The organism is Paraburkholderia jirisanensis (assembly GCF_054782355.1).
The window spans coordinates 351,178-371,005 of sequence record NZ_BAAGSQ010000025.1; the positions used below are offsets into that span (position 1 = coordinate 351,178).

The 19,828-nt window shown below is 61.1% G+C and carries 15 protein-coding genes; 4 read left to right on the top strand and 11 right to left on the bottom strand.

The features are described from left to right. Positions 1 to 5: 5 nt before the first annotated feature. The 3 genes from ACYVNQ_RS13525 to ACYVNQ_RS13535 all read right to left on the bottom strand — a co-directional run bounded on the left by ACYVNQ_RS13525 (position 6) and on the right by ACYVNQ_RS13535 (position 4,272). Complete coding sequence (locus tag ACYVNQ_RS13525; protein ID WP_460903006.1) at positions 6 to 1,358, bottom strand: uracil-xanthine permease family protein; 1,353 nt, start codon at positions 1,356 to 1,358, stop codon at positions 6 to 8. Next, the gene (locus ACYVNQ_RS13530; RefSeq protein ID WP_460903007.1) at positions 1,348 to 3,036 is read right to left on the bottom strand and encodes a UbiD family decarboxylase; all 1,689 of its coding nucleotides are present in this window, start codon (positions 3,034 to 3,036) and stop codon (positions 1,348 to 1,350) included. Before ACYVNQ_RS13530 ends, ACYVNQ_RS13525 begins: the two co-directional genes overlap by 11 nt. Before the next feature lie 144 nt (positions 3,037 to 3,180). Then, positions 3,181 to 4,272: a porin gene (locus tag ACYVNQ_RS13535; protein ID WP_460903008.1), complete on the bottom strand. Its 1,092-nt coding sequence runs from the start codon at positions 4,270 to 4,272 to the stop codon at positions 3,181 to 3,183. A 48-nt stretch (positions 4,273 to 4,320) separates the two neighbouring features. Between ACYVNQ_RS13535 and ACYVNQ_RS13540 the strand changes: the two genes are divergently transcribed. The 3 genes from ACYVNQ_RS13540 to ACYVNQ_RS13550 all read left to right on the top strand — a co-directional run bounded on the left by ACYVNQ_RS13540 (position 4,321) and on the right by ACYVNQ_RS13550 (position 7,470). After that, positions 4,321 to 4,614: a hypothetical protein gene (locus tag ACYVNQ_RS13540; RefSeq protein ID WP_460903009.1), complete on the top strand. Its 294-nt coding sequence runs from the start codon at positions 4,321 to 4,323 to the stop codon at positions 4,612 to 4,614. A 349-nt stretch (positions 4,615 to 4,963) separates the two neighbouring features. Then, positions 4,964 to 6,280, top strand: coding sequence for a Rieske 2Fe-2S domain-containing protein (locus ACYVNQ_RS13545; protein ID WP_460903010.1), 1,317 nt, complete (start codon positions 4,964 to 4,966; stop codon positions 6,278 to 6,280). A 14-nt stretch (positions 6,281 to 6,294) separates the two neighbouring features. After that, positions 6,295 to 7,470 carry a Gfo/Idh/MocA family protein gene (locus ACYVNQ_RS13550; protein WP_460903011.1) on the top strand — a complete coding sequence of 392 codons (1,176 nt, stop codon included), beginning with the start codon at positions 6,295 to 6,297 and terminating at the stop codon, positions 7,468 to 7,470. A gap of 96 nt (positions 7,471 to 7,566) precedes the next feature. On the opposite strand, the gene nadC is transcribed toward ACYVNQ_RS13550, so the two are convergent. The 5 genes from nadC to ACYVNQ_RS13575 all read right to left on the bottom strand — a co-directional run bounded on the left by nadC (position 7,567) and on the right by ACYVNQ_RS13575 (position 12,728). After that, entirely contained in the window at positions 7,567 to 8,400 is an 834-nt protein-coding gene (gene nadC, locus ACYVNQ_RS13555; RefSeq protein WP_460903012.1) for a carboxylating nicotinate-nucleotide diphosphorylase, read from the bottom strand. Positions 8,401 to 8,407: 7 nt separating this feature from the next. Then, positions 8,408 to 8,995 (bottom strand): MarR family winged helix-turn-helix transcriptional regulator, encoded by a 588-nt coding sequence (locus ACYVNQ_RS13560; protein ID WP_460903578.1) that lies wholly within the window; start codon positions 8,993 to 8,995, stop codon positions 8,408 to 8,410. Between the two features lie 113 nt (positions 8,996 to 9,108). Next, complete coding sequence (locus tag ACYVNQ_RS13565; protein ID WP_460903013.1) at positions 9,109 to 10,173, bottom strand: porin; 1,065 nt, start codon at positions 10,171 to 10,173, stop codon at positions 9,109 to 9,111. A gap of 181 nt (positions 10,174 to 10,354) precedes the next feature. After that, on the bottom strand, positions 10,355 to 11,347 hold the full coding sequence (locus tag ACYVNQ_RS13570; RefSeq protein WP_460903014.1) for an ABC transporter substrate-binding protein: 993 nt from the start codon (positions 11,345 to 11,347) through the stop codon (positions 10,355 to 10,357). A 46-nt stretch (positions 11,348 to 11,393) separates the two neighbouring features. Beyond that, positions 11,394 to 12,728: an MFS transporter gene (locus ACYVNQ_RS13575; protein ID WP_460903015.1), complete on the bottom strand. Its 1,335-nt coding sequence runs from the start codon at positions 12,726 to 12,728 to the stop codon at positions 11,394 to 11,396. Positions 12,729 to 12,990: 262 nt separating this feature from the next. On the opposite strand from ACYVNQ_RS13575, the gene ACYVNQ_RS13580 reads away from it, so the two are divergent. Further along, positions 12,991 to 13,956 (top strand): PDR/VanB family oxidoreductase, encoded by a 966-nt coding sequence (locus ACYVNQ_RS13580; protein WP_460903016.1) that lies wholly within the window; start codon positions 12,991 to 12,993, stop codon positions 13,954 to 13,956. A 978-nt stretch (positions 13,957 to 14,934) separates the two neighbouring features. On the opposite strand, the gene ACYVNQ_RS13585 is transcribed toward ACYVNQ_RS13580, so the two are convergent. The 3 genes from ACYVNQ_RS13585 to ACYVNQ_RS13595 all read right to left on the bottom strand — a co-directional run bounded on the left by ACYVNQ_RS13585 (position 14,935) and on the right by ACYVNQ_RS13595 (position 19,802). Continuing rightward, positions 14,935 to 17,577 carry a hypothetical protein gene (locus tag ACYVNQ_RS13585; RefSeq protein WP_460903017.1) on the bottom strand — a complete coding sequence of 881 codons (2,643 nt, stop codon included), beginning with the start codon at positions 17,575 to 17,577 and terminating at the stop codon, positions 14,935 to 14,937. A gap of 1,154 nt (positions 17,578 to 18,731) precedes the next feature. Further along, the gene (locus ACYVNQ_RS13590; RefSeq protein ID WP_460903018.1) at positions 18,732 to 19,184 is read right to left on the bottom strand and encodes an energy transducer TonB; all 453 of its coding nucleotides are present in this window, start codon (positions 19,182 to 19,184) and stop codon (positions 18,732 to 18,734) included. 18 nt (positions 19,185 to 19,202) lie between these two features. Continuing rightward, entirely contained in the window at positions 19,203 to 19,802 is a 600-nt protein-coding gene (locus ACYVNQ_RS13595) for a LysE family translocator (RefSeq protein ID WP_460903019.1), read from the bottom strand. Positions 19,803 to 19,828: the final 26 nt, after the last annotated feature.

The window sequence follows — 19,828 nt, forward strand, 5'->3', positions numbered from 1 at the left end:
TCGTTTCAGAATGAGCGTTGCGCTTGCGTGGCCGGCGCGGCCGGCCGGCACAGCAGCTGGTATAGCACGACAATCGCCGCGCCGCCGAGGATCACCGGCTGCGACACGATGGTCTGCAACAGCGTCGGCAGATGCCGCAGCACTTCCTGCGGCACGAACAGCCCGCCAAAACCGAGAAACAGCGAGAAGCCGACCACCATCACGCGCCGCTCGTCGAACCGGTTCGAAAAGATCAACCGCGCGCCGTGCGAAAACACGCTGCCGAACAGCACGGTCGAAATGGCGGAGATGATCGGCCCTGGAATCAGTGCGAACATCAGGTCGATTTTCGCAAAGCAGCCGAGCGCTACCAGCAGCAGGCCGGTTGCGAGCGTGACGTAGCGCGAGCCGACCCGCGTGCTTTGCAGCAGCGACAGGTTGGTCGCGTAGAACACCGTGCTGAAGCTGCCGAATACGGCCGCGAACACGGAGGCAAACGCCATCGCGAAGACGCCCTGCGAGATGCGGCCGACCGACAGCGGCTTGCCGATCCACGTCGCGATCAGTTCATACATCGCGATCGACTGCACACCGGTCGGAAGCAGCGTGAGCAGGAAGATCAGCACAAACACCGGCCGCACGCCGAAGCCGAACGCGAACGGTTGCGGCACCACCAGCAGCGGCGCCGCGCCGTCGTAATGCAAGGCTGCCGGGTTGAACGCGAAGTACACGATGCTGCCGGCCACCAGCGAGATCAACACGGCGCCGCGCCGCGCGACGATGTGCTTGCGCATCATCAGCGTCATCAGCACGATCACCGCGAAGGCGCCGGCCGCGATGTTCAACACCGGAAAGCCGGGCGAGCTCGGCTCGCCGATCCAGTGCGGCACGGTCGCGCCGGCGATCTGCACCATCGCCAGCACGATGATCACGCCGGACACCATCGGGTCGAGAAAATAGCGCGACAGCGCACCGATCAGGCTCACGCCGCGCACCGGCAGCGCGAACAGGCTCCAGATCAGCGATGCGGCGAAGAACGAGCCAAACGCGGTGCCAAGGCTGCTGCCAGGCAGGTGGCCCAGCACGATCAGCGCGGAAAAGGTCGGCGCCCACGGCCCTTGCACGACCGGTAAACGCAGCAGCAACACCGACTGAAAGATCGTCGCAAGCCCGCACGTCATAAAGCAGATGCCGTACAGATACGCGATCTGCCCGATTTCCATATGAAACGCGCGGCCGAGGATGCCGGGGAAGATCATCATCGTCGCCATCACCGAGATGTTCTGCACCGACAGGAAGAAACTCTGCGCGAACGAGACCTTGTCGTCGATGCCGACGTCGAATGTGAACTCACCGGCCGGCGTGCGTTCAGTGCTCATCGTGGCCCCCGTCGAGCGGCTGGTTCATGGCCACGTCCGCACGGCGCTGGCGCACCTGTTCGTCGGCGAACGAGAAGTAGTCGCTGCGCGCGGCCGCCTGCGCCTGCGCTTCGAGATGAGCGGGCCACGCGCCGAGATCGTAGCCGTGCCATGGCGCTTGCGGCGTCAACGCAGGCAGGCCGAGCCGTTCCCAGATGCGCTTTGCGTGTTCCATGAATTCGCGCTTGGGCAGCGCGACCGGCGCGAAGTCTTCCTTCAGCAGCGCATTGATCAGCACCGATGCGCTGGCGCCGTTGTCGCGTGATCCACGCGGGCCGTGCCCGGGGTCCTTGTGATCGAGTACCCGCAGGTCGTGCTGCGGCTGGCAGCGATAGGACATTGCCCAGAACAGCGCATCGGCGTTGGTCGGATCGATATCCTCGTCGATCGCGACGATCCATTTGCCGGCGAAGCGATGCAGCGTCGATGCGCCATACAGCGCGCGCCACACTTCGGTTTCGGGCACACCGCGTTCGAACTGCACGGCGATCACCGCGTACAAACTCGTCAGCGGCTCGTGCATCGATACGCGTTTGACGCCGCGAATGCCAAGCGACGTGCGCAGATGGTTCAGAAACACCGGTTCCATCGCGACGCGCCGGATCACGCTCGATTCACTCGGCGTGACCTGGCTGATGAACGACGTCAGAATCGGCGCTTGTCGCCGCGTGATGGCGGTGACGTCCATAAACGCGTTGTATTCCTGCAGGTTCACGTAACCGTGCGATTCGCCGAACGGCGCTTCGGGCTCGAGCCATTCGGTGCTGATAAAGCCTTCGATCACGTATTCGGCTTCGGCCGGCACCAGCAGGTCGACGGTTTTCGCGCGCACCACGTCGATCGGCGCACCGGCCAGCGCGCCGGCTACCGCCAGTTCGTCGACGCCTTCGGGCAGTTTCTGCACCGCGGTGTACGACACCGCCGGCGGACAGCCGACCACCACCGCGCACGGCATCGGCTCGCCGCGTGCCTTGTATTTGAGCCAGTGCGAATAGATGCCGGCCCGCAGCTCGACGGACGGATTCATACCGAGCCGGCGCGGCGCCTTCAACTGGCCGCGATAGTTACCGACGTTCTGCACGCCGGTGTCGGGATCTTTGGTGATGTAGTGGCCGGCGGAAAGGTAGGGCGCGTTGTCCCAGCCGGGCGTCGAGATCGGCACCGGCAGCCCGTCGAGTGCGGCGCCAGGCTGATCCAGCGCGTCGCCGAGCGTCACCACGTCGTGACACGGCGCGCTGGCCACGAGATTCGGCGCGAGCGGTGCGGCGATCGCGCGTACCCATGCATCGCCGATCTGCTCGAGCGGTTTGCCGAAGCCGACGCGATACACGTCGGGCGTCGCCGCCAGACCGCCGACCAGCACCGCGCCGTCATAGCGTCGCCCGTGGCTATCGACCGGCTGCGTGAACAGGAACGCCTTGCGTTCCGCTTCGTCGATGCCGCCGCGATACTGCCAGCGCACCAGCGGATGCATCTCGGTGTCCTTGTTGATCGGCTCGTCGACGACGCACAGCAGCCCGCGTCGCGCGAGTTCCAGCACGTGGGCGTGCAGATCCGGGTAGCGCCGCGCGGCAGCGCCGGGGGCGGGCGCGTAGCGGGCCAGCGCATCGGGCAACGGAGTATCGGGAAGCTGGTTCATGTCTGTCTCGAGGAAGGGCCGGCGTCGCGACAACTGCCGGCGCGGCCGCCCGATACGGCGGCGCTGCGCCGGCGAACTGCCCGCGCCAGCATGGGTTGGATGGGAAAGCGCATCACGGAGTCGCCGCAGTCACGGGACACCCGCTCAGAACGAATGGACCATGCCGAGCACCGTCGCCAGCTGGTTGTGGCCCGGCGAAACCGGGATGCCCGGCCCCTGGCCGCTGTTCTCCGTGAACGACGCGAGACGGCCGTTCTTGATGTACGACACGCCGCCGTAGACGCCGGTACGTTTCGACAGCCGGTAGTCGTAGCGCAGGCCGTACGACGTCGAATTGCCGTCGGAATCGTGTTGCAGCTTGTACTGGCCGAAGCTGGCCATCAGGGTGCCATGCAGCACGTTCGGCACCTGGGCTGACACTTCGTAGTAGAAGTTGTTCGGGTCCGCGAAGGTGTTGGTGTTGACCACTCTCACATCGCCGGCACCCCGGTGCAGCACGAACAGGCCGTCGAGCTTCACGGGTCCGAAATCGTACGAAACGCCGAACAGATCGTGATTGCCGGTGCCGGTCGGCGTACTGGCGACAACCGTCTGCGATTTCGCGTAAACCTGGCTCAGGTAGTCGGCCTCGAACGACAGCGTGCCGTTTGAGTAATAGGCGCCGGCCGAGAACGTGTTGCCGAGCGTACGCGGCATGGTCGGATCGCCATTCGTGCCGAAGCCCCACATCGCCGAAAGGGTCAGCCCGTTCAGGTTCGGCGACGTATAGATGACCGAGTTCGGGATTTTGGTGGACGGAAAGAAATCGTAGTTGTTGGCCGCGTGGCCCCAGTCCCAGTGCCCCAGATCGCCCGCGAGAAAGCGCAGCAGGCCCCACATTTCAGGGGTGTTGTTCAAGCCGGCCTGGAAGCGCCCGAATGGGCCCGACATGCCGACCCATGCCTCCCGTCCAAAAAACTTGCCTGCCTGCGCGGTCTGGCCATTCGCGACGTTGATGCCGCTTTCGAGGCGGAAGTTGACATGCACGTCGCCGCCGATGTCTTCCGAACCCTGAATACCCCAGTTGGACGGGAACGCATTGCTGCTGTCGAGGCGCGTCGTGCTTTGGCCGCCCGAGCGCGCGTACTGGACCGACGAATCGAGTACCCCGTATAGCGTGACGCTTTGCGCGTGAGCGGCGAACGATGCGCCACACAGGATGGCCGCGTCTGCATAGTGTTTGACCTGATTTTTCATCGTTGAAATCTGAAGTGGACAGCGCTGGTTCCTGGAAACTCGCGGGCGATGCGGCACGACGAGCCGCCTTTCGTGGGCGGCCGTCTTTCCCCGATGGAATACGCCGTATGGAGTGCTCACAGGCGGAGACGGAAAGACGCCGAACGGCACGTCTTCCATCATTCTGAAATTTCGGCGAACCCCTCGTTGCACGGAACACCGGGCTTTCACGGTGCCGTGCGTTTTTCATTGACGCGAGGCAAATATATGATCGTCGGACAATACGAGCAAGTAAACAAAAATACCGGTCTGCTGATTTTTCAGCCTTTCTTAAGCATCAATACGAAAGAGAAGCTTGGTTGATTTGTTTCAAAAAGAATATTTGAAACGAACGAAAAGGAGGCGCGCATGCGTTAGTGCATGACCTGCGTTCTTGAGGTGCGGGTTGCACCAATCTGAAACGGGCGCGGTAGCGCCCGGGGTGGATCAGGAGGTGGTGGGCTCGAGTGCTTTGACGATTTGCCCGGCGTACATAACAGCGACCTTGTCGGCAATCTGCGCAGCCACCCCGAGATGCTAGATGGTTTTGCTGCTCACCTGCCGCGCAGGGCACGGCGCACGTGACCTGATTGAAATGTTGCGTTGATAATTAGATATCTAATAGAATGTGCTGACAGGTGAATTGGCGGCACGTGCCGCCCGGAGACAAACCATGCTTACGAACGAAGAAAACATCCTGCTTTGCCGTGTGGAAGGCGATGCCCCGATGGGCCAACTGATGCGCCGCCACTGGACCCCAATATGTTTGATCGAAGAGGTCAGCGAGCCCGACGGCACGCCGGTCAAGGCGCGCGTCTTCGGTGAAGACCTGGTGGTGTTTCGCGATACGGAAGGGCGGGTCGGCGTAATGGACGAATATTGTCCGCATCGGCGCGTCTCGCTCGTCTATGGGCGCAACGAAGACTGTGGCCTGCGCTGCCTGTATCACGGCTGGAAAATGGACGTGCAGGGCAATGTGATCGAGATGGTGTCGGAGCCCGCCGCCAGCACGATGGCGCAGAAAACCCGCCACAAGGCGTACCAGACCCAGGAGTGGGGCGGTCTGATCTGGGCCTATATGGGGCCCCAGGACGACATTCCGGAATTCGTGCCGCCGGTATGGGCGCCAAGCGCGCAAACACGCGTAAGCATTGCGAAGGCTTTGTTGCCGTGCAATTGGGCGCAGATTCTCGAGGGGGCCATCGACTCCGCGCACAGCTCGAGCCTGCACTCGTCGGATTTCGTTCCGGCGCGCGTCGGCGGTGCCGAGGCAACCGGAAAGAACTGGCTGCGTCCGTCCACCGACAAGGCGCCGCGCCTGCAGGTCGAGCGTACTGGTTTCGGCTTCCGCTATGCGGCGATCCGCCGGCCGATCTTCAACGCCAACACGCATGAGTACGTGCGCTCGACAGTATTCGTGGCGCCGGCAACGGTGCTGGTGCCACCGAATAACCTGTACAACGTCGCTAACATCAACGTGCCGATGGACGATGAAAACACCGCGTTCTATTTCATCGCATGGGGCGACCCGGGCACGACGCCCGAAACCGAAACGTGGCGCAAGTTTCTTGGGCAACAGGTGGGTATCGATCTCGACGAACGCTATCGCCCGCTGCGCAATCACGAAAACCGCTTCTGGCAGGATCGCGCGGCGATGGCTGCGGGCAACTTCACCGGCATCAAAGGCTTTCCGAATCAGGACATCGCAATGTGGGTGACGATGGGGCCGATCGCAAACCGTTCAGACGAACGGCTCGGCGCAAGCGACGTCGCAATCGTCGAATTCCGCAAGCGCATGCTGGAAGCGCTCGAAGCATTTCAGTCCGGTGCCACGCCGATCGGTACGGCCGATTTGACGGTGCCGCGCAGCGTCTGCTCGTATCAGGCGATCATCCCGAAAGAAGTGGACTGGCGGGCATACGAAGCGAAGTATGTATGGGGCGAGCTCGAGCAGCCAGCGCTGGAATCGAACTACCAGGTGCGCCAGTAATGCCCGGCAGCGCAATGCCAGCGCGCAGGCTGCGGATCGGCGTGGCGGGGCTGGGCCGTGCATTTTCGCTGATGCTGCCGACATTCGTCGGCGATCCGCGCGTCGAACTCGTCGCGGCGTGCGATCCGCGTGAGCAGGCAAGGCAGCAGTTCGCGAATGACTTCAATGCGCCGGTTTTCAGCGATATCGGCGAGCTCGTCGCAGATCCGAATGTCGAGGTCGTGTATGTAGCCAGTCCGCATCAGTTCCATGCGCAACACACGGAAATCGCCGCAGCGCACGGCAAGCATGTGCTGGTAGAGAAACCGATGGCGCTCGCGCTCGAAGAGTGCGACCGCATGATCGCCGCGTGCCGCGTGGCGGGCGTCGCGTTGATCATCGGCCACTGCCACAGCTTCGATACGCCGTATCTGGAAACACGCAAGCTGATCGATGACGGACGCTTTGGCGCGGTCAGGATGATTCACGCGCTGAACTTTACCGACTATCTGTATCGCCCCCGGCGGCAAGAGGAGCTGTCCACTGCGCAGGGCGGCGGAGCGGTGTTCAGCCAGGCCGCGCACCAGGTCGATATCGTGCGGCTTCTGATGGGTGCACGTGCGACGCGAATTCGCGCCACCGTCGGCAACTGGGATCCAGCACGTCCGACTGAAGGCGCATACAGCGCGCTGATCTGGTTCGATGGCGGTTCGTTCGCATCCATTTCGTACAGCGGCTACGGCCATTTCGATTCGGATGAATGGACCGGCTGGATTGGCGAAATGGGCGAGCGCAAGGACGCGACTACATACGGCGGCGCACGCAGGCGGCTCGCAACGCTTGCGTCGGGCGAACAGGAAGCACAGTTGAAGGCCGCCGGCACCTATGGTGGCGCGTCGTATAGCGCGCCCCGCTTCGACCTGCCGGCGCCCGCGCGCGCGCATCAACATTTCGGGCCGTTGATCGTGTCTTGTGATCACGGCGATCTGCGCCCGATGCCCGATGGCGTGCTGATCTATGGCAATGAGCGGACCTTCCGGCATGAACTTCCCACGCCGAGCGTGCCGAGGGCGGAAGTGATCGACGAGCTGTATTGCGCGATTGTCGACGGCACGCGGCCGATCCATGATGGGCAGTGGGCCAGGGACACGCTCACGATCTGCCTTGCGATGCTGGCGTCGAGCCAAAGGGGCGAGGACGTTGCGCTTTAGGCCGTCGTGATGTCCGCCTGCACGTCGGGCGGGTGGAACGCGTTTAGCGCGTTCAGCCTGCGCGCGCAGTGACGAAACACCGCGCGCGCTGGCTGATCAAACCAGTCTCATCGAGAAATCCACTGCACGTATGTGCTTGGTCAGGCTCCCGACCGAAATACGGTCGACGCCCGTTTCCGCAATCGCGCGGATATTAGCCTCGGATACGCTGCCAGACACTTCGAGCTCGGCGCGACCGGCATTGAGCGTGGCGGCAGCGTGCATCATCTGCAAATCGAAGTTGTCCAGCAGGACGGACTGCGCGCCGGCCTCAAGTGCCTCGGCAAGCTCGTCCAGCGATTCGACCTCGATCTGAACCGGCACGCCGCACTGCAGGTCGCGCGCAGCCTGCAAGGCCTGCGCGATCCCGCCGCTCGCGAGGATGTGGTTCTCCTTGATCAGAATGCCGTCGAACAATCCTAGCCGGTGATTCGCTCCTCCGCCGATACGCACCGCGTACTTCTGTGCGTCGCGCAAGCCGGGAAGCGTCTTGCGCGTATCGAGCACGCGCGCACCGGTACCTTCGACGAGACTCGCGAAGCGACGCGTGACGCTTGCCACCGCGCAGAGCATCTGCAGAAAATTGAGTGCGGTGCGCTCGGCGGTGAGCAGGCTGCGCGCCGGCCCCCAGATTTCGCATACCGTGGCGTTCGCCTGCATGGTCGCGCCCTCCGCACAGCGCCATTCGACGCGCAATTGCGGATCGACTTGCGCAAGCGTTTCGTCGAACCACGGGCGACCGCACAACACGGCTTCTTCGCGCACGATCAGCGTGGCATGTGCGGTGGTGGAGGACGGCACCAGCTGCGCTGTCCAGTCGATGCTGCCAACGTCTTCCGCAAGGGCGTCGCGCACGTTGCGTTGCAGCGCGGCCCGGGTGGTGATGTCCATGAGTTCCCTAGTTGTCGTATTCCTCGGCCCGCGACGCGATCAGATTGCCGAACTCGCGCGTTGACGGAATCCGGCGCTCCGAATCCTGAGAATCCGCTTCGTCGCGCGCCATATTTTCGATGATGGTCAGCAGCACTTTTCGTGCGACCTTGATCTCCGCATCTTTCAGGCCCGTCACGCTGATCTCGTTGACCTCTTCCGCGAGCGGCACCAGTTTCTTCTTCAGCGCCTTGCCTTTCGCCGTGAGGTAGACGTACGTGTTCTTCTTGTTCTCCGCCGATTGGCGACGCTCGACGTAGCCGAGCTTCTCCATTGCGGTCACGGCGGTGAAGGTGGTGGGCGTCATCACGCCGGCTTCGTCGCTGAGTTCTTTTTGCGTGATGCCGTCCCGTTCCCACAATATGCGCAGAAATGCCCAGTGTCCGAATGACACTTCATACGCGGCGAGGCGCATATGCAGTCCTCGCACCATGGCGCGGGCCGCATCCTTTACCAGGTGCGCGAGGCGGTCGTTCGGAACCGCCGCCTGCCAATGGCGAAGAATCGGATCGGATGAGGCGGGGGGCTTTTTTGCAGATGGAGGACGGGATGCCATGGGACAGTGATACCGGAAGGTTAGCTCGCTTACAATAATACGCGCTCTGCGGCTCGGTCCCGCAACAGGAATGTCCCATACGTCCCACATCACGCCTGAGTGTTCCACGCATGTCAGAAGGAGTGACGCAACCCCACGGTCACACCGGTCTGGTTGACGCCAGCGGTGACGTCCACGCCGGTTCCACGAATACCCACATCGGAGAAGGACCGGTTATGCACATACGCGCCCTCCGCATAGAGCTCGGTGCGCTTCGACAGCAGATAGTCGACGAGCAGTACACCCATCGTCGGGCCGCCATGCGGATTGTGAAACTGCGTGTGATAGACGCTTGCTGAAATGATCAGCGGCACGGCGACCTTGTAGGTCAAGCCGCCCCAATAGAGCGTCGAACCCGGCGGTGAATCCGTGTTGCGCGTATTGAGCCACCTTACGCCGGCCAGCGCCTTGACGATGCCGAAGTCATAGCTGGCGCCAAGCAGCATACGCATCTGTGTATTGCTCTGCGTGGCGATCGACGTGCCTTGCAACTGGTCGTACGTCGCGCCGATGCTGAGTGGCCCCCGGTCGTACATCAGGGTCGAGCTCATTTCGCGGCCGACCTTGGTTGCCCCTGGTACCTGCGCGCCATTCGGGATGGTCGAATCGAATCCGTTGCTGTACAGCAGTGCAAGCGTTGCCCCAGCGGCGCTCACGCTGTAGCGAATCGAGTTGTCGGCACGGTTCACGAACTGGCTATCCATGCTCTGCGCCGAATAGCTCGGATTGAACGTCAGCGGGTCGTACTTGTACATCAACTCATACAGCAGGTTCTGGTGACGCCCGAGTGTCACCGTGCCATATGGTGTCGAAAGGCCGACATATGCCTTGCGCCCGAACATGCGTCCACCCTGGCCGAGCGTGCCGTTGTTCAGATTGAAGCCGCTTTCAAGCACGAAAACGGCTTTCATGCCGCCGCCGAGATCCTCTGAACCACGCAGCCCCCAACGGGAACCGGCCAGATTGCCGGACTCTTCGCGGAGCGCCGACGCGGTGGCCTTTCCAGCAGGAATGTGATTCGCGTATTCGATGCCGATATCGGTAATGCCATACAGGGTTACCGAGCTTTGGGCATGCACCGCCATGCTGGCGAGCGCAAGGATCCCACCTCCCAATGATGGAGAAATGATGCGTCTCATGATTGACCTTTTATTGTCGGCGTTTCCGCGCGTTGAAAAGAATTGGACCGACCGGTCCCGTAGGGCAGTCTTTTTATCGTTTTAGTGGTGAAGGGCGGCGATGAATCAGCCGGGCAGGGGAGATTGGATGACCATACCCGGCATCAACAGCATTAACAGCATTTACGGCATGACTGTGTAATCAGATCTTGAAACTATCGAGACTTGCCGGGTGAAACAATTCCTTTGCCTGCAGACGCCTGCCCGAAAGCCCCTCCTTGAAGTGCTGCGCAAGGAATCGGTCGAGCACGTGTTCGTTAGCGGCAAAGCCGTACGACCAGAAGTCGTTACCCATCAGCGCGCGCGCCGAGCGAAGATGGTCCTCGACGAACGGCAGCGTGATCTTGGTGGCCGATGTATCGCTCAGGCGGGCCAGCGCCAGTGCTTTGGATTTCTCGAATGCCTTGCTGACCGCACCGGGCAGCCACGGGTGCGCTTCGGCAAGTTCCTTGCGAATGCCAAGCGTGTGCATGATCGGGAAAATCGACGTGCGGCGATACCATGCAGCGGCCGCCGCGTACGGATCGTCGAACAGATACCTGACTTGCGGATGGCCACGGTCGAAACACGAAGGTGCGCGTGGACCAATCACAGCATCGATTTCGCCGGTTTCGAGCAGGCCCGAGATGGTTTTGCCCTCGGGCGCATGTTCAAGCGTCACGTCGGCCGGCAAATCCACGCTGATCTTCTCGACGCGCGTCGGATCTTCATAACCGCCTCGCACCCACGTCACATCGGACGGTTTGACGCCGTATTCCTCTTCGAGAATCAAACGGGCCCAGACATTCGCGGTCAGCTGGTATTCGGGCACGCCGATCCGTTTGCCCTTCAGGTCTTGCGGGCGCTCGATGCCGCGATCGCTGCGCACATAGATCGACGTGTGCCGGAAGGCGCGCGATGGAAAGATCGGCACCGCAATGTACGGCGATACCCCGGCAGCGGTTTTGACGGAATAGCTGCTGAGCGACAGCTCGCAGATGTCGTAGTCGGCATGGCGGAACGCGCGAAAGAAGATTTCTTCCGGGTCCTGCAGCATGAATACAGGTGTGACGCCGTCGATCTGGACGTCGCCGTCGACCAGAGGTCGCATGCGGTCGTAGTTGCCGACGGCTACCGAGAGTTGAAGCTTGTTCATCTGAACTCCATGACAGATTACGTAGATACGCAGCGCACCGGTGAACTCACCTGGCGGCTTTTTGTGCGGGCACGCCGATCAGCACGATCAGCCCACCTGCAAAGACGAGGGCCGCCACCAGCAGCAGACCGGCCGCAAAGCTGCCGGTCACGCTTTTTACCCAGCCCAGCATGATTGGCCCGAAAAACGCGCCGACTTGCCCAAGGCTGCTGATCACGCCGATTCCGCCGGCCGCGGCTTCGCCAGACAGATAGGTCGGCGGGATCGACCAGATGATCGCGGCGGCCGCAAAATAGCTGATCGATACAAAGCTCAGGCAAACGATGGCGGCTGGCCAGTTATGGGTCAGCACGGTCAGAATGGTCGCGCCGAGCGCACCGACGGTGGTGGAAGCAACGAAGTGCCAGCGCCGCTCGAGCGTCAGGTCGGAACTGCGCGCGATAAACAGCATCGCAATGGCGCCGACGATGTATGGCAATGCGGACAGCAGGCCGATGTGCAGCACGTTGGTGATGCCCGCCAGCTTGATGATGGTGGGTGTCCAGTAGTTCAGGATCGTGCCGCACAGGGGCACGGTCGCCCACCCGGCGGCGAGGACATAAACACGTGGATCCTTCAGCGCGGTAAGCAGCCGGCTAGGCGTGCCGGGCGGCCGTGCGCGACGGTCGGCCTCGAGGGCATCGACGATGATCTTCTTCTGGGCATCGTCAAGCCACGCTGCCTGTTCGGGGCGGTCGGTCAGATAGAAGTACGCCACCGCACCGGCGACGACGGCAGGCATGCCCTCGAGAAAGAACAGCCACTGCCAGTTGCGATAGCCCCACACGTCGACGAAGTTCTGCAGGATGAAGCCCGACAGCGGTCCACCGATAATGCCCGCAGCCGCGATCGCAAGCAGAAAGCGCGACGTGATGCGCGCACGGCGCGCCGATGGGTACCAATACGTCAGGTAAAGGATGATGCCCGGCCAGAAGCCGGCTTCCGCGGCGCCCAGCAAGGTGCGCGCCAGATAGAACTGCCATGGCACGGTCATGAACGCCATGGCGGTTGAAATGCCGCCCCACAGCAACATGATGCGCGTCACGGTCTTGCGCGCACCGATTCGCTTCATCAATAACGTGCTCGGCACTTCCAGCAGGATGTAGCCGATGAAGAACAGGCTGACGCCGAGACCGTAAGCGGCGTCGCTCAGGCCGAGATCCTGCTTCAGCTGGAGCTGCGCAAAGCTCACATTCACCCGGTCCAGATAATTGAGGACCCAACAGACGAAAAGGAATGTCATCAGACGCAACGTCACCTTCCGGTATGTCGCCTCAACGTGCACTGAATGGATTGCTTCCTGTCTGGTTTGTTGCCCGTGGTGCAGGGCCGAATCTGTCATCTACGTCTCCGGTTTTCTTGCCCGCGAAGCAGGCGTGTGTGCATATGCTCGGCAATCAGTCATGTGTTGCAAGTTTTCACCACATGATTAGACCTCTAATTATCTAGCGTACGGAGTCTTGTGTGGATTGGCAACCAAGGGTTTCCACCAAGACGTCCGAATTGCTTTGCAGTCAATCCGCGCTTTTATTACTAGATATCTAATGATATAGTGGCCGCATTGTAAGCCATCTTGCGCTGTAAAAGGTCGTGGAGAAATGCCGATGTCCGCTGAGAAAAGCGAAGTACCGCTGAGTTTGAAGATCACCCGCAAGCGCCAGATTGCACGCGAGGTCTGGCAGTTCGAGTTACGCGATCCGCAGGGCGCTGAACTGCCGCGGTTTTGCGCAGGCGCGAATTTGACCGTGCAGGTGCCGAACGGCAACCGACGCCGCTACTCGCTATGCAACAGCTCGGCGGAACGCCACTGTTACGAAATTGCGGTGAAGCGTGATGCCAATGGGCGAGGAGGTTCCATCAGCCTATGCGACGACACACGCGAGGGCGATCTGATCTGCGTAACGCCGCCGCAGAACGATTTCCCTCTCGATCCGCGTGCCCAGGAATTCATTCTGATTGCGGGCGGCATTGGCATCACGCCGATGCTCGCGATGATGCGCGAACTGCGCGCAGAGGGCTTGCGCAAGTTTCGTCTGATCTACGTGACGCGCGACCCGCAAGGCACTGCATTTCTCGATGAGTTGAGCAGCGCTGAGTGGCGTTCATACGTGAAGATCCACCACGACTTCGGCGACGGCGCGAAATCGTTCGACTTCTGGCCGATTTTCGAGCGCGCGGGGAAGGCACATGTGTATTGCTGCGGACCGCGTGCATTGATGGACGCGGTTGGCGACATGACGGGACACTGGCCGCCGGGCACGGTTCATTTCGAGAGTTTTGGAGTGGGTGGGGCAGAACAGAAGGAGAATCGGCCCTTCACCGTGCGGCTATCGAACTCTGGCGAGACTTACGCGATTCCGGCCGACAAAAGCATTCTCGATGTGCTGCGCGGCGCGGGTGTACGCATCACGAGTTCGTGCGAAAGCGGCACCTGTGGCTCATGTCGAACGGCGTTGTGTGAGGGCTCGGCAGAGCATCGAGATCTGGTGCTGCGCGATGAAGAAAAGAGCGGGCAGATCATGATTTGCGTATCGCGGGCGATTTCGGACGAGCTCGTGCTGGATTTGTGAGTGGTGTGATGCGCGCCGCGGTATGCGAAACGCGCGGCGGCCAGATGCGCAGCCCGCGGTACGCCAACGTCTCACGAGCATGTCGACTGAACTTGTCGGAGGAAGACTCATGGGTACCAAAGGCACGATCCGGTTTCAGGAGCAGGCAGGCGGCCCCTCTATACGGAACTGTTCGAAAACGAGGACACCGTCTATCTGAAACTCGAGGGCGTGAAGGTAGATGTGATCATGCTCAACAACATTTGGGGGCCACCGCCTGGCACGGTAGTGCTGCGTCTGCCCATGGTCACTTCACGGCAACTGAGGCTAGTTCCGCCGGAGTGGACAAGGTACGCTTCGAGGTCGGAGGAGTAGGTCATGCTTGAACTCAGCGGAAGTTGGTGCGAGAGATCTCAGCGCGGGCATCCTGCTGTGCGTCGGATTTCCGGTTTCGGCCATAAGCTGCCGGTCGCAGGCGTCGTCGGTCGGACGTTCAGGCGTCGGCTTCACCGCTGTAACCGGCCTCCGATTGTTAGAGACGCACGCTCCTTCTCGGCCTTTGCGGATCCTCGACACGTCGAAACCATACGACCGTTGGGGTCGCTTTGTTGCTGTTCGCTAATCACCGTCGGCGGAACAGCAGTGCAGTATCGATGAATGAGTCTTATCGTGACGATTCTGTTGAAAAACTCTCCGCGAAATCGAATTTTGGCAATCCTAGAAGACATTGATCGACGGGGATGAATGTCATGACGGGTTAACAAGGTGGTGGTCAGTTCTGGCCGGTCACGATGCTGTCAATGTGGACAGTGATTGCAGTTTGAAAGCAGAAAAATCCACACCATCTGCCTTATCGCGTGATGGCTAAGAATGACGGGCGTTAGGTCCACAGGAGCCGAAAACGGTGCGCCACATCATTGCGAAATGCATCGTCGACGTGAGTTCGATGCCCGGCGAGCCGCCGCCGACCGTGAGCCGCAACTTCCACTAGGCAGCGGCTTAGATCTCTCCGATCAGGTCCGCGATGCGCCGCGTGAAGCCATCGTCACCTCGGTCCAGAATCGTCCCCCACAGCGCAAAACTGACGGCCGAGCGAGGCAGTTTCCAGGGCCGCTCGTATTCCTTGGCCGGAAACTTGGCCGAACGCACGGATTCCAGCCGGGCACCCGTGCGTTTGACTAGCATGTCGGAGGCCTGCTGGCGGTTCACCGGATACTTCTGCTTGTAGTCGCTGGCTGACATGGCACCGAGGTAAGCCACGTAGAACGTCTGAGAAACGGGCAACTCATTGACGAGGGCCCGCGTGAGGTCTGCTACCTCCTCGGTGTCACGTGGCTCGGGCCAGCCGCGTTCCTCAGCGAGAAAGCAGAGATATTCGACGACCTCACCCCGTGCTATCTCGGACGCGAGAGTCAGCACGTCCTCGTACCAAGATGGCGGGATCTCCCCGTTCAGGGCGCGCAGGCGTTCAACCAGCGCTTCACACGATGGCGAGAGCTGCCACCTCACGCTTGCGAAACGCCAGGCCTCGACCTCGCCGTCCTTGAAGGCAAATGCATCGGTGCTCGTTTTGGGGTGGACGGTGACAAGCCCGGCGTTCAGCAAATCAAAGAGCACGCGGCGGCAACCGACGGCAGGGGCAAACGGGACGGTGCTGCCCTCGAACGGCGGCAGTTCATCGTCACCGGGTTCGGCGTTGGCGCATCGGAAGAGCGCAAGCAGCGCCACCGCCGCGCGCAGCGAGATGTCAGCCGGCTCGACAAGGCCACTTACGAGTGTTGGAAATCTGGACAGTTCCTTGCGAATCATTCGTCGCCTAGCATCGGCAACGTCTTCACAGCGTTTCTGCGCGTTGATCAGAGCGTCGGCGAGCTTTTGTTTCTGCTCCGATTCGTTCTCCGGGAACTGCGCGACGAAGCAGGCAATTTCCTCGAGGAATGGCGTGTCGACGACCGCCTTGCAGAGCAGAAGCGCGTTGAAGATCGCCGAGTAGTGTGCGGGCGCTTTGGCAAGGGTTCGCTGATAAGCGGCGCGCGCCGTCGCACCCTGTTTCATCCACTGGGCAGACAGTCCGAGATAGAACTGGACCTCGGGGCGATCGTCTCCCGGCGATACGACTTCCATCAACTGCAGGAACTCGTCGCGCACGTCGTTCGAAACAAGGTTGGCGACGATGCTTTTAACCAGGTCGTAGGCACTCGGCGCAGGCACTGGGTGTTTTTTCAGCCAAGCAGCGACGTTGCAAGCAAAGGGCTTCAGCGACTCCACCTCGGCGCACGCGAGATCAGTGGTCAACTCCCCGCGAGTCACGGCGTACTGGATTTGTTGAGCCGCCCATTCTGAGGCGATCCATCTGCTACCGATTTCGGCCCAGTCAGGGTCGGCGCGATGGGCCTGAATCGCGGTTTGCAGTGATAGCAGTCGCCCGGCGAACTCGTCTTCATAACCCGAAGTATCGCCGAGCACGTCGGCGAGTTCATCCCAGAAGGCGGTCGGAAGATCCGCGAGTTCAACGTCGTTATCGGTTTGATCGTCGAGCCTTGAATCCGCCAGGCAGGCGCGAAAATAAAGACGTGTACGTCCGCTTGTGGCGTTGGCGAGCATCGGCAGAAGCGGCTGCAGGTCGCCATAGGACCAGACGCTGCCCGACTCGTCCCAGCCTGCCCCTTCCACCGGCATGGCTTCGTTGAAGAGCTCCGACGCGCCGAGCGAAAGGCCGTAATGCCTCGCCTCGAGAGCCGCCAGAAAGCGATCCCCGAATGCACTCACGCTATCCGGCACGACACGGCACGCTGCCTCAAGTGCGGCGAGGCTTGCGACGACGCGGTGTTCTTCGTGAGTGGCGTCACCAATCAGACGATCGAACGCTGACATCGTGTCGGGCGCGTTCGATTTGAGCGCGATGACACACCGCGCGAAACTAATTTGAAAGAGCAGATCGTCGGAGGGCTGCTCGCTACGGCGCTCGCACGCTTCGAGCTGGCCCAGGTAGTCGAGCGCTTCGGCCGTCTCTCCAGCGTCTGCCGCTACCTTGGCGGCCTCCCACATGTAGCGCGGGGCTGGCGACTGATTCGGCCACGCCTTGAGCAGCGCATACATTTCGGCTGCGTCGGCGTCTGCGAACCTCATCTCGCGAATGACGGCGAGACGAATAAATTGATTGGCTGGGTGAAGCACGAGCAGGCGCTGGACATCACGCTGGCGCTGCTCCCGATTGTCGAAGTCTTCGGGCCAGAATCCCTGGGAGCGAGCCATGGCCGCGATCCGGGGCACTGAGTCGGCGGCGATCACGGCCTTCAGGCGTGGCCACATCGCTGCCATGTCAGCTTTCTTGCGCTTGTAGTCGGAATCGATAACGATCAGCTCACACAGCAGTCCAATCCCGTCTTCCTCAAGCTCTGCCTCGAGATCAATCAGGCGGATTCGCGCGTCCTCGTAGTCTCCCGCCAGCCACTGGCAGAAAGCGATTTTCGTGGCGATTCGTGGGATCGTCGCGTCGAGCTGGTAGTAGCCTGAAAGCGCATCGCCGTACTTGTTGCGGACCAGGCACGCATCGGCGGCGCTCTCAATGCTCGCTTCCGGATCTGGCTGAACCGTTCGCTCTAGCAGGGACGACAGCGTAGGAATCTGTGAGGGTGTCATGGCTGAGCAGCAAGGGATCGTTCTTCTTATGCGATCGGCGCTCGCGTCGTGGCCGCCTCGCGCAGGCTTCAATGTCTGACGATTCTACAGGTTTGGCGCAGGAAACCTGTGCTCAGAGAGCCCGACGCGTCCGGGCGCGCGATCACACAGGGCGACGTTCGTCCGGCGGCCGACCAAAGTCCCGACCTGCCACTGGGCGATACATGACGCCTCGTTGCAAAGCGCTTGCCCATATCATCGGCGCCCCGTCAGTCCGCGATCATGTCGCCCATGCGCGAGAGCACGCGCCGCGTGGAGTCGGGAGCAGCCTTTCTCGCAGCGTCCATCGCCGGAAAGCCGCGCGCGACAAACCCCGAAAATGCAGACTGAACCCGTTGGCATCGTCCTTTCTTGCGACAAGGCGTTGCCATGCGAACCCCGGCATCCGCTATAGCTGGATAAAACAGGCTTACTGATAGCAACGCGAGCGCGAAGCGAGTGCGAATCCTGCGAGGTGCTCTATCAGGTTATCAGGCCGTTCGTTGGACGCCGGAGTAACCATGCAGCTGCCACATCAATTGCAACGACGGTCATAATGTTTCGAAAATGCTTGAAGATCGCCTTGGTGGCAGCGACATCTCTCATTCGCGATTGCTGCCGTCTGAGCGGCAGCAATGGATTCAGAACTGCCTCACAAACTTCGACCCGTGGCGTCGGCTCTTGCCGACCTGAAGCCAGCCGATGCGTCCGACTGGACGGCCGTTGTACTTTGGAAGCTGCCGCTCTGGTCGTGCCGGATCGAGTGTCGGCAACGGGTCGATAACGGTCCGTTGATGCGGATCGTCTCCTATTGCTCATGGGTGGAAGTGCCCGTCAAGAATTCTTGGATACGATGACATCCGAAGGGGCGTTGGTGCTGAGTCGAGACGTAAGCGCCGTTTGATGGACATGTTGTGAGTGCCACTAAATCGCTCGATTAAGATAATAAGGTTTATCCGTCTAGCTGCGATTCGCACTCTGCGAGTTGCCTGCTAGGCAGGAAGAACTGGAACTGGGTCTGTTGAAAGGTGTCGACGCGTCACAACCCGAGTCGGGTGCCCGGCATGCTGCGTGGGCCTACCCGCATGGTTGCGGCGAGCCGACGGCAAATCGGCCGTATCCAGGCCCTCGGGCATTCACTGGGTCAAACTAAATGCGATCGGTTGAATGAACCCAATTGAGCGACCAGGTGGACCGCACTGTATCCGCGACGCAGCATTTATAGCCGCCTCGTCTAGCGCGACGTTGCCGCTCGACCGTGCCACGACGACGCGAGTCGGCTTTCCGTCTGCCGACATTCGCATCGGCACCCACACTGTTCCTGCTTGGTGCGCCTCGCGCGCGCCAGCCGGATAAGCGGGAGCAGGAAAACGGCAATTGATGTTGATCCCCGAAACCGTTCTCGTAATTCCTAACCAAGCGCCCGGAGGCGTCACAGTAACGTGCCTGGTAACGGGGCACCGGTCGGGGGGCTGGGTGCATCCGCGCTCGCGGTATCGGTGTGGGAGATTGGTTGCACGGATGACTCGACATGAAGCGCAAAGCGATCGCTGTTGCTCATCGATTCGCTTTCTGGATATCGAAGCCATCGATTAGCAGGTCGGGCACTAGCGATTCAGTACCGAAAACGCGAGGGTGCCCGAGAACATCAGCAACACCACTGAGGCTGCGCGCAATAGCACTGAGGAATGCGCCGCCCATGATTTCTGCGACGTGACAGCGCCTCCGAGCGCGGCCCAGCCCGAGCCGAGCGGCGCTACGAGCGCAAAAAAGATAGTCATCGCCAGTCCGAAATACGGAAGCGACGTAAAAGCCTTTGCGGGGAAAATCGCACTGGCAAACAACAGCGCTTTCGGGTTCATCATCGTCGCAACCATCATGTCGCGAAAGCTGATTGGCCCCTTGTCGATCTGTTGCAGCTTCGGGCTTTTCCATAGCAATGTGGCTAGGTACAGGATGTAGGCGGAACTGGCCAGCTTCACGAGGTCGTACAGCCAGGGCCGCGTGGTGGCGAACGACACCAGAAAAAAGCCCCACAGAGAGATGGCGATGAAATAGCCAAGCGCTTCGGCAATCACGAGGTGCCATGAGCCGCGAAACCCGGCCTTCATACCTGACGACAGCAGGAGCGTATTGGTCGGGCCAGGTGTGATCAGGACCAGCGAGACATACAGCGCCATCTTTAACAGAACAGCTGCGACGAACATGCGGTCTCCTCGACGAGCATCAATAT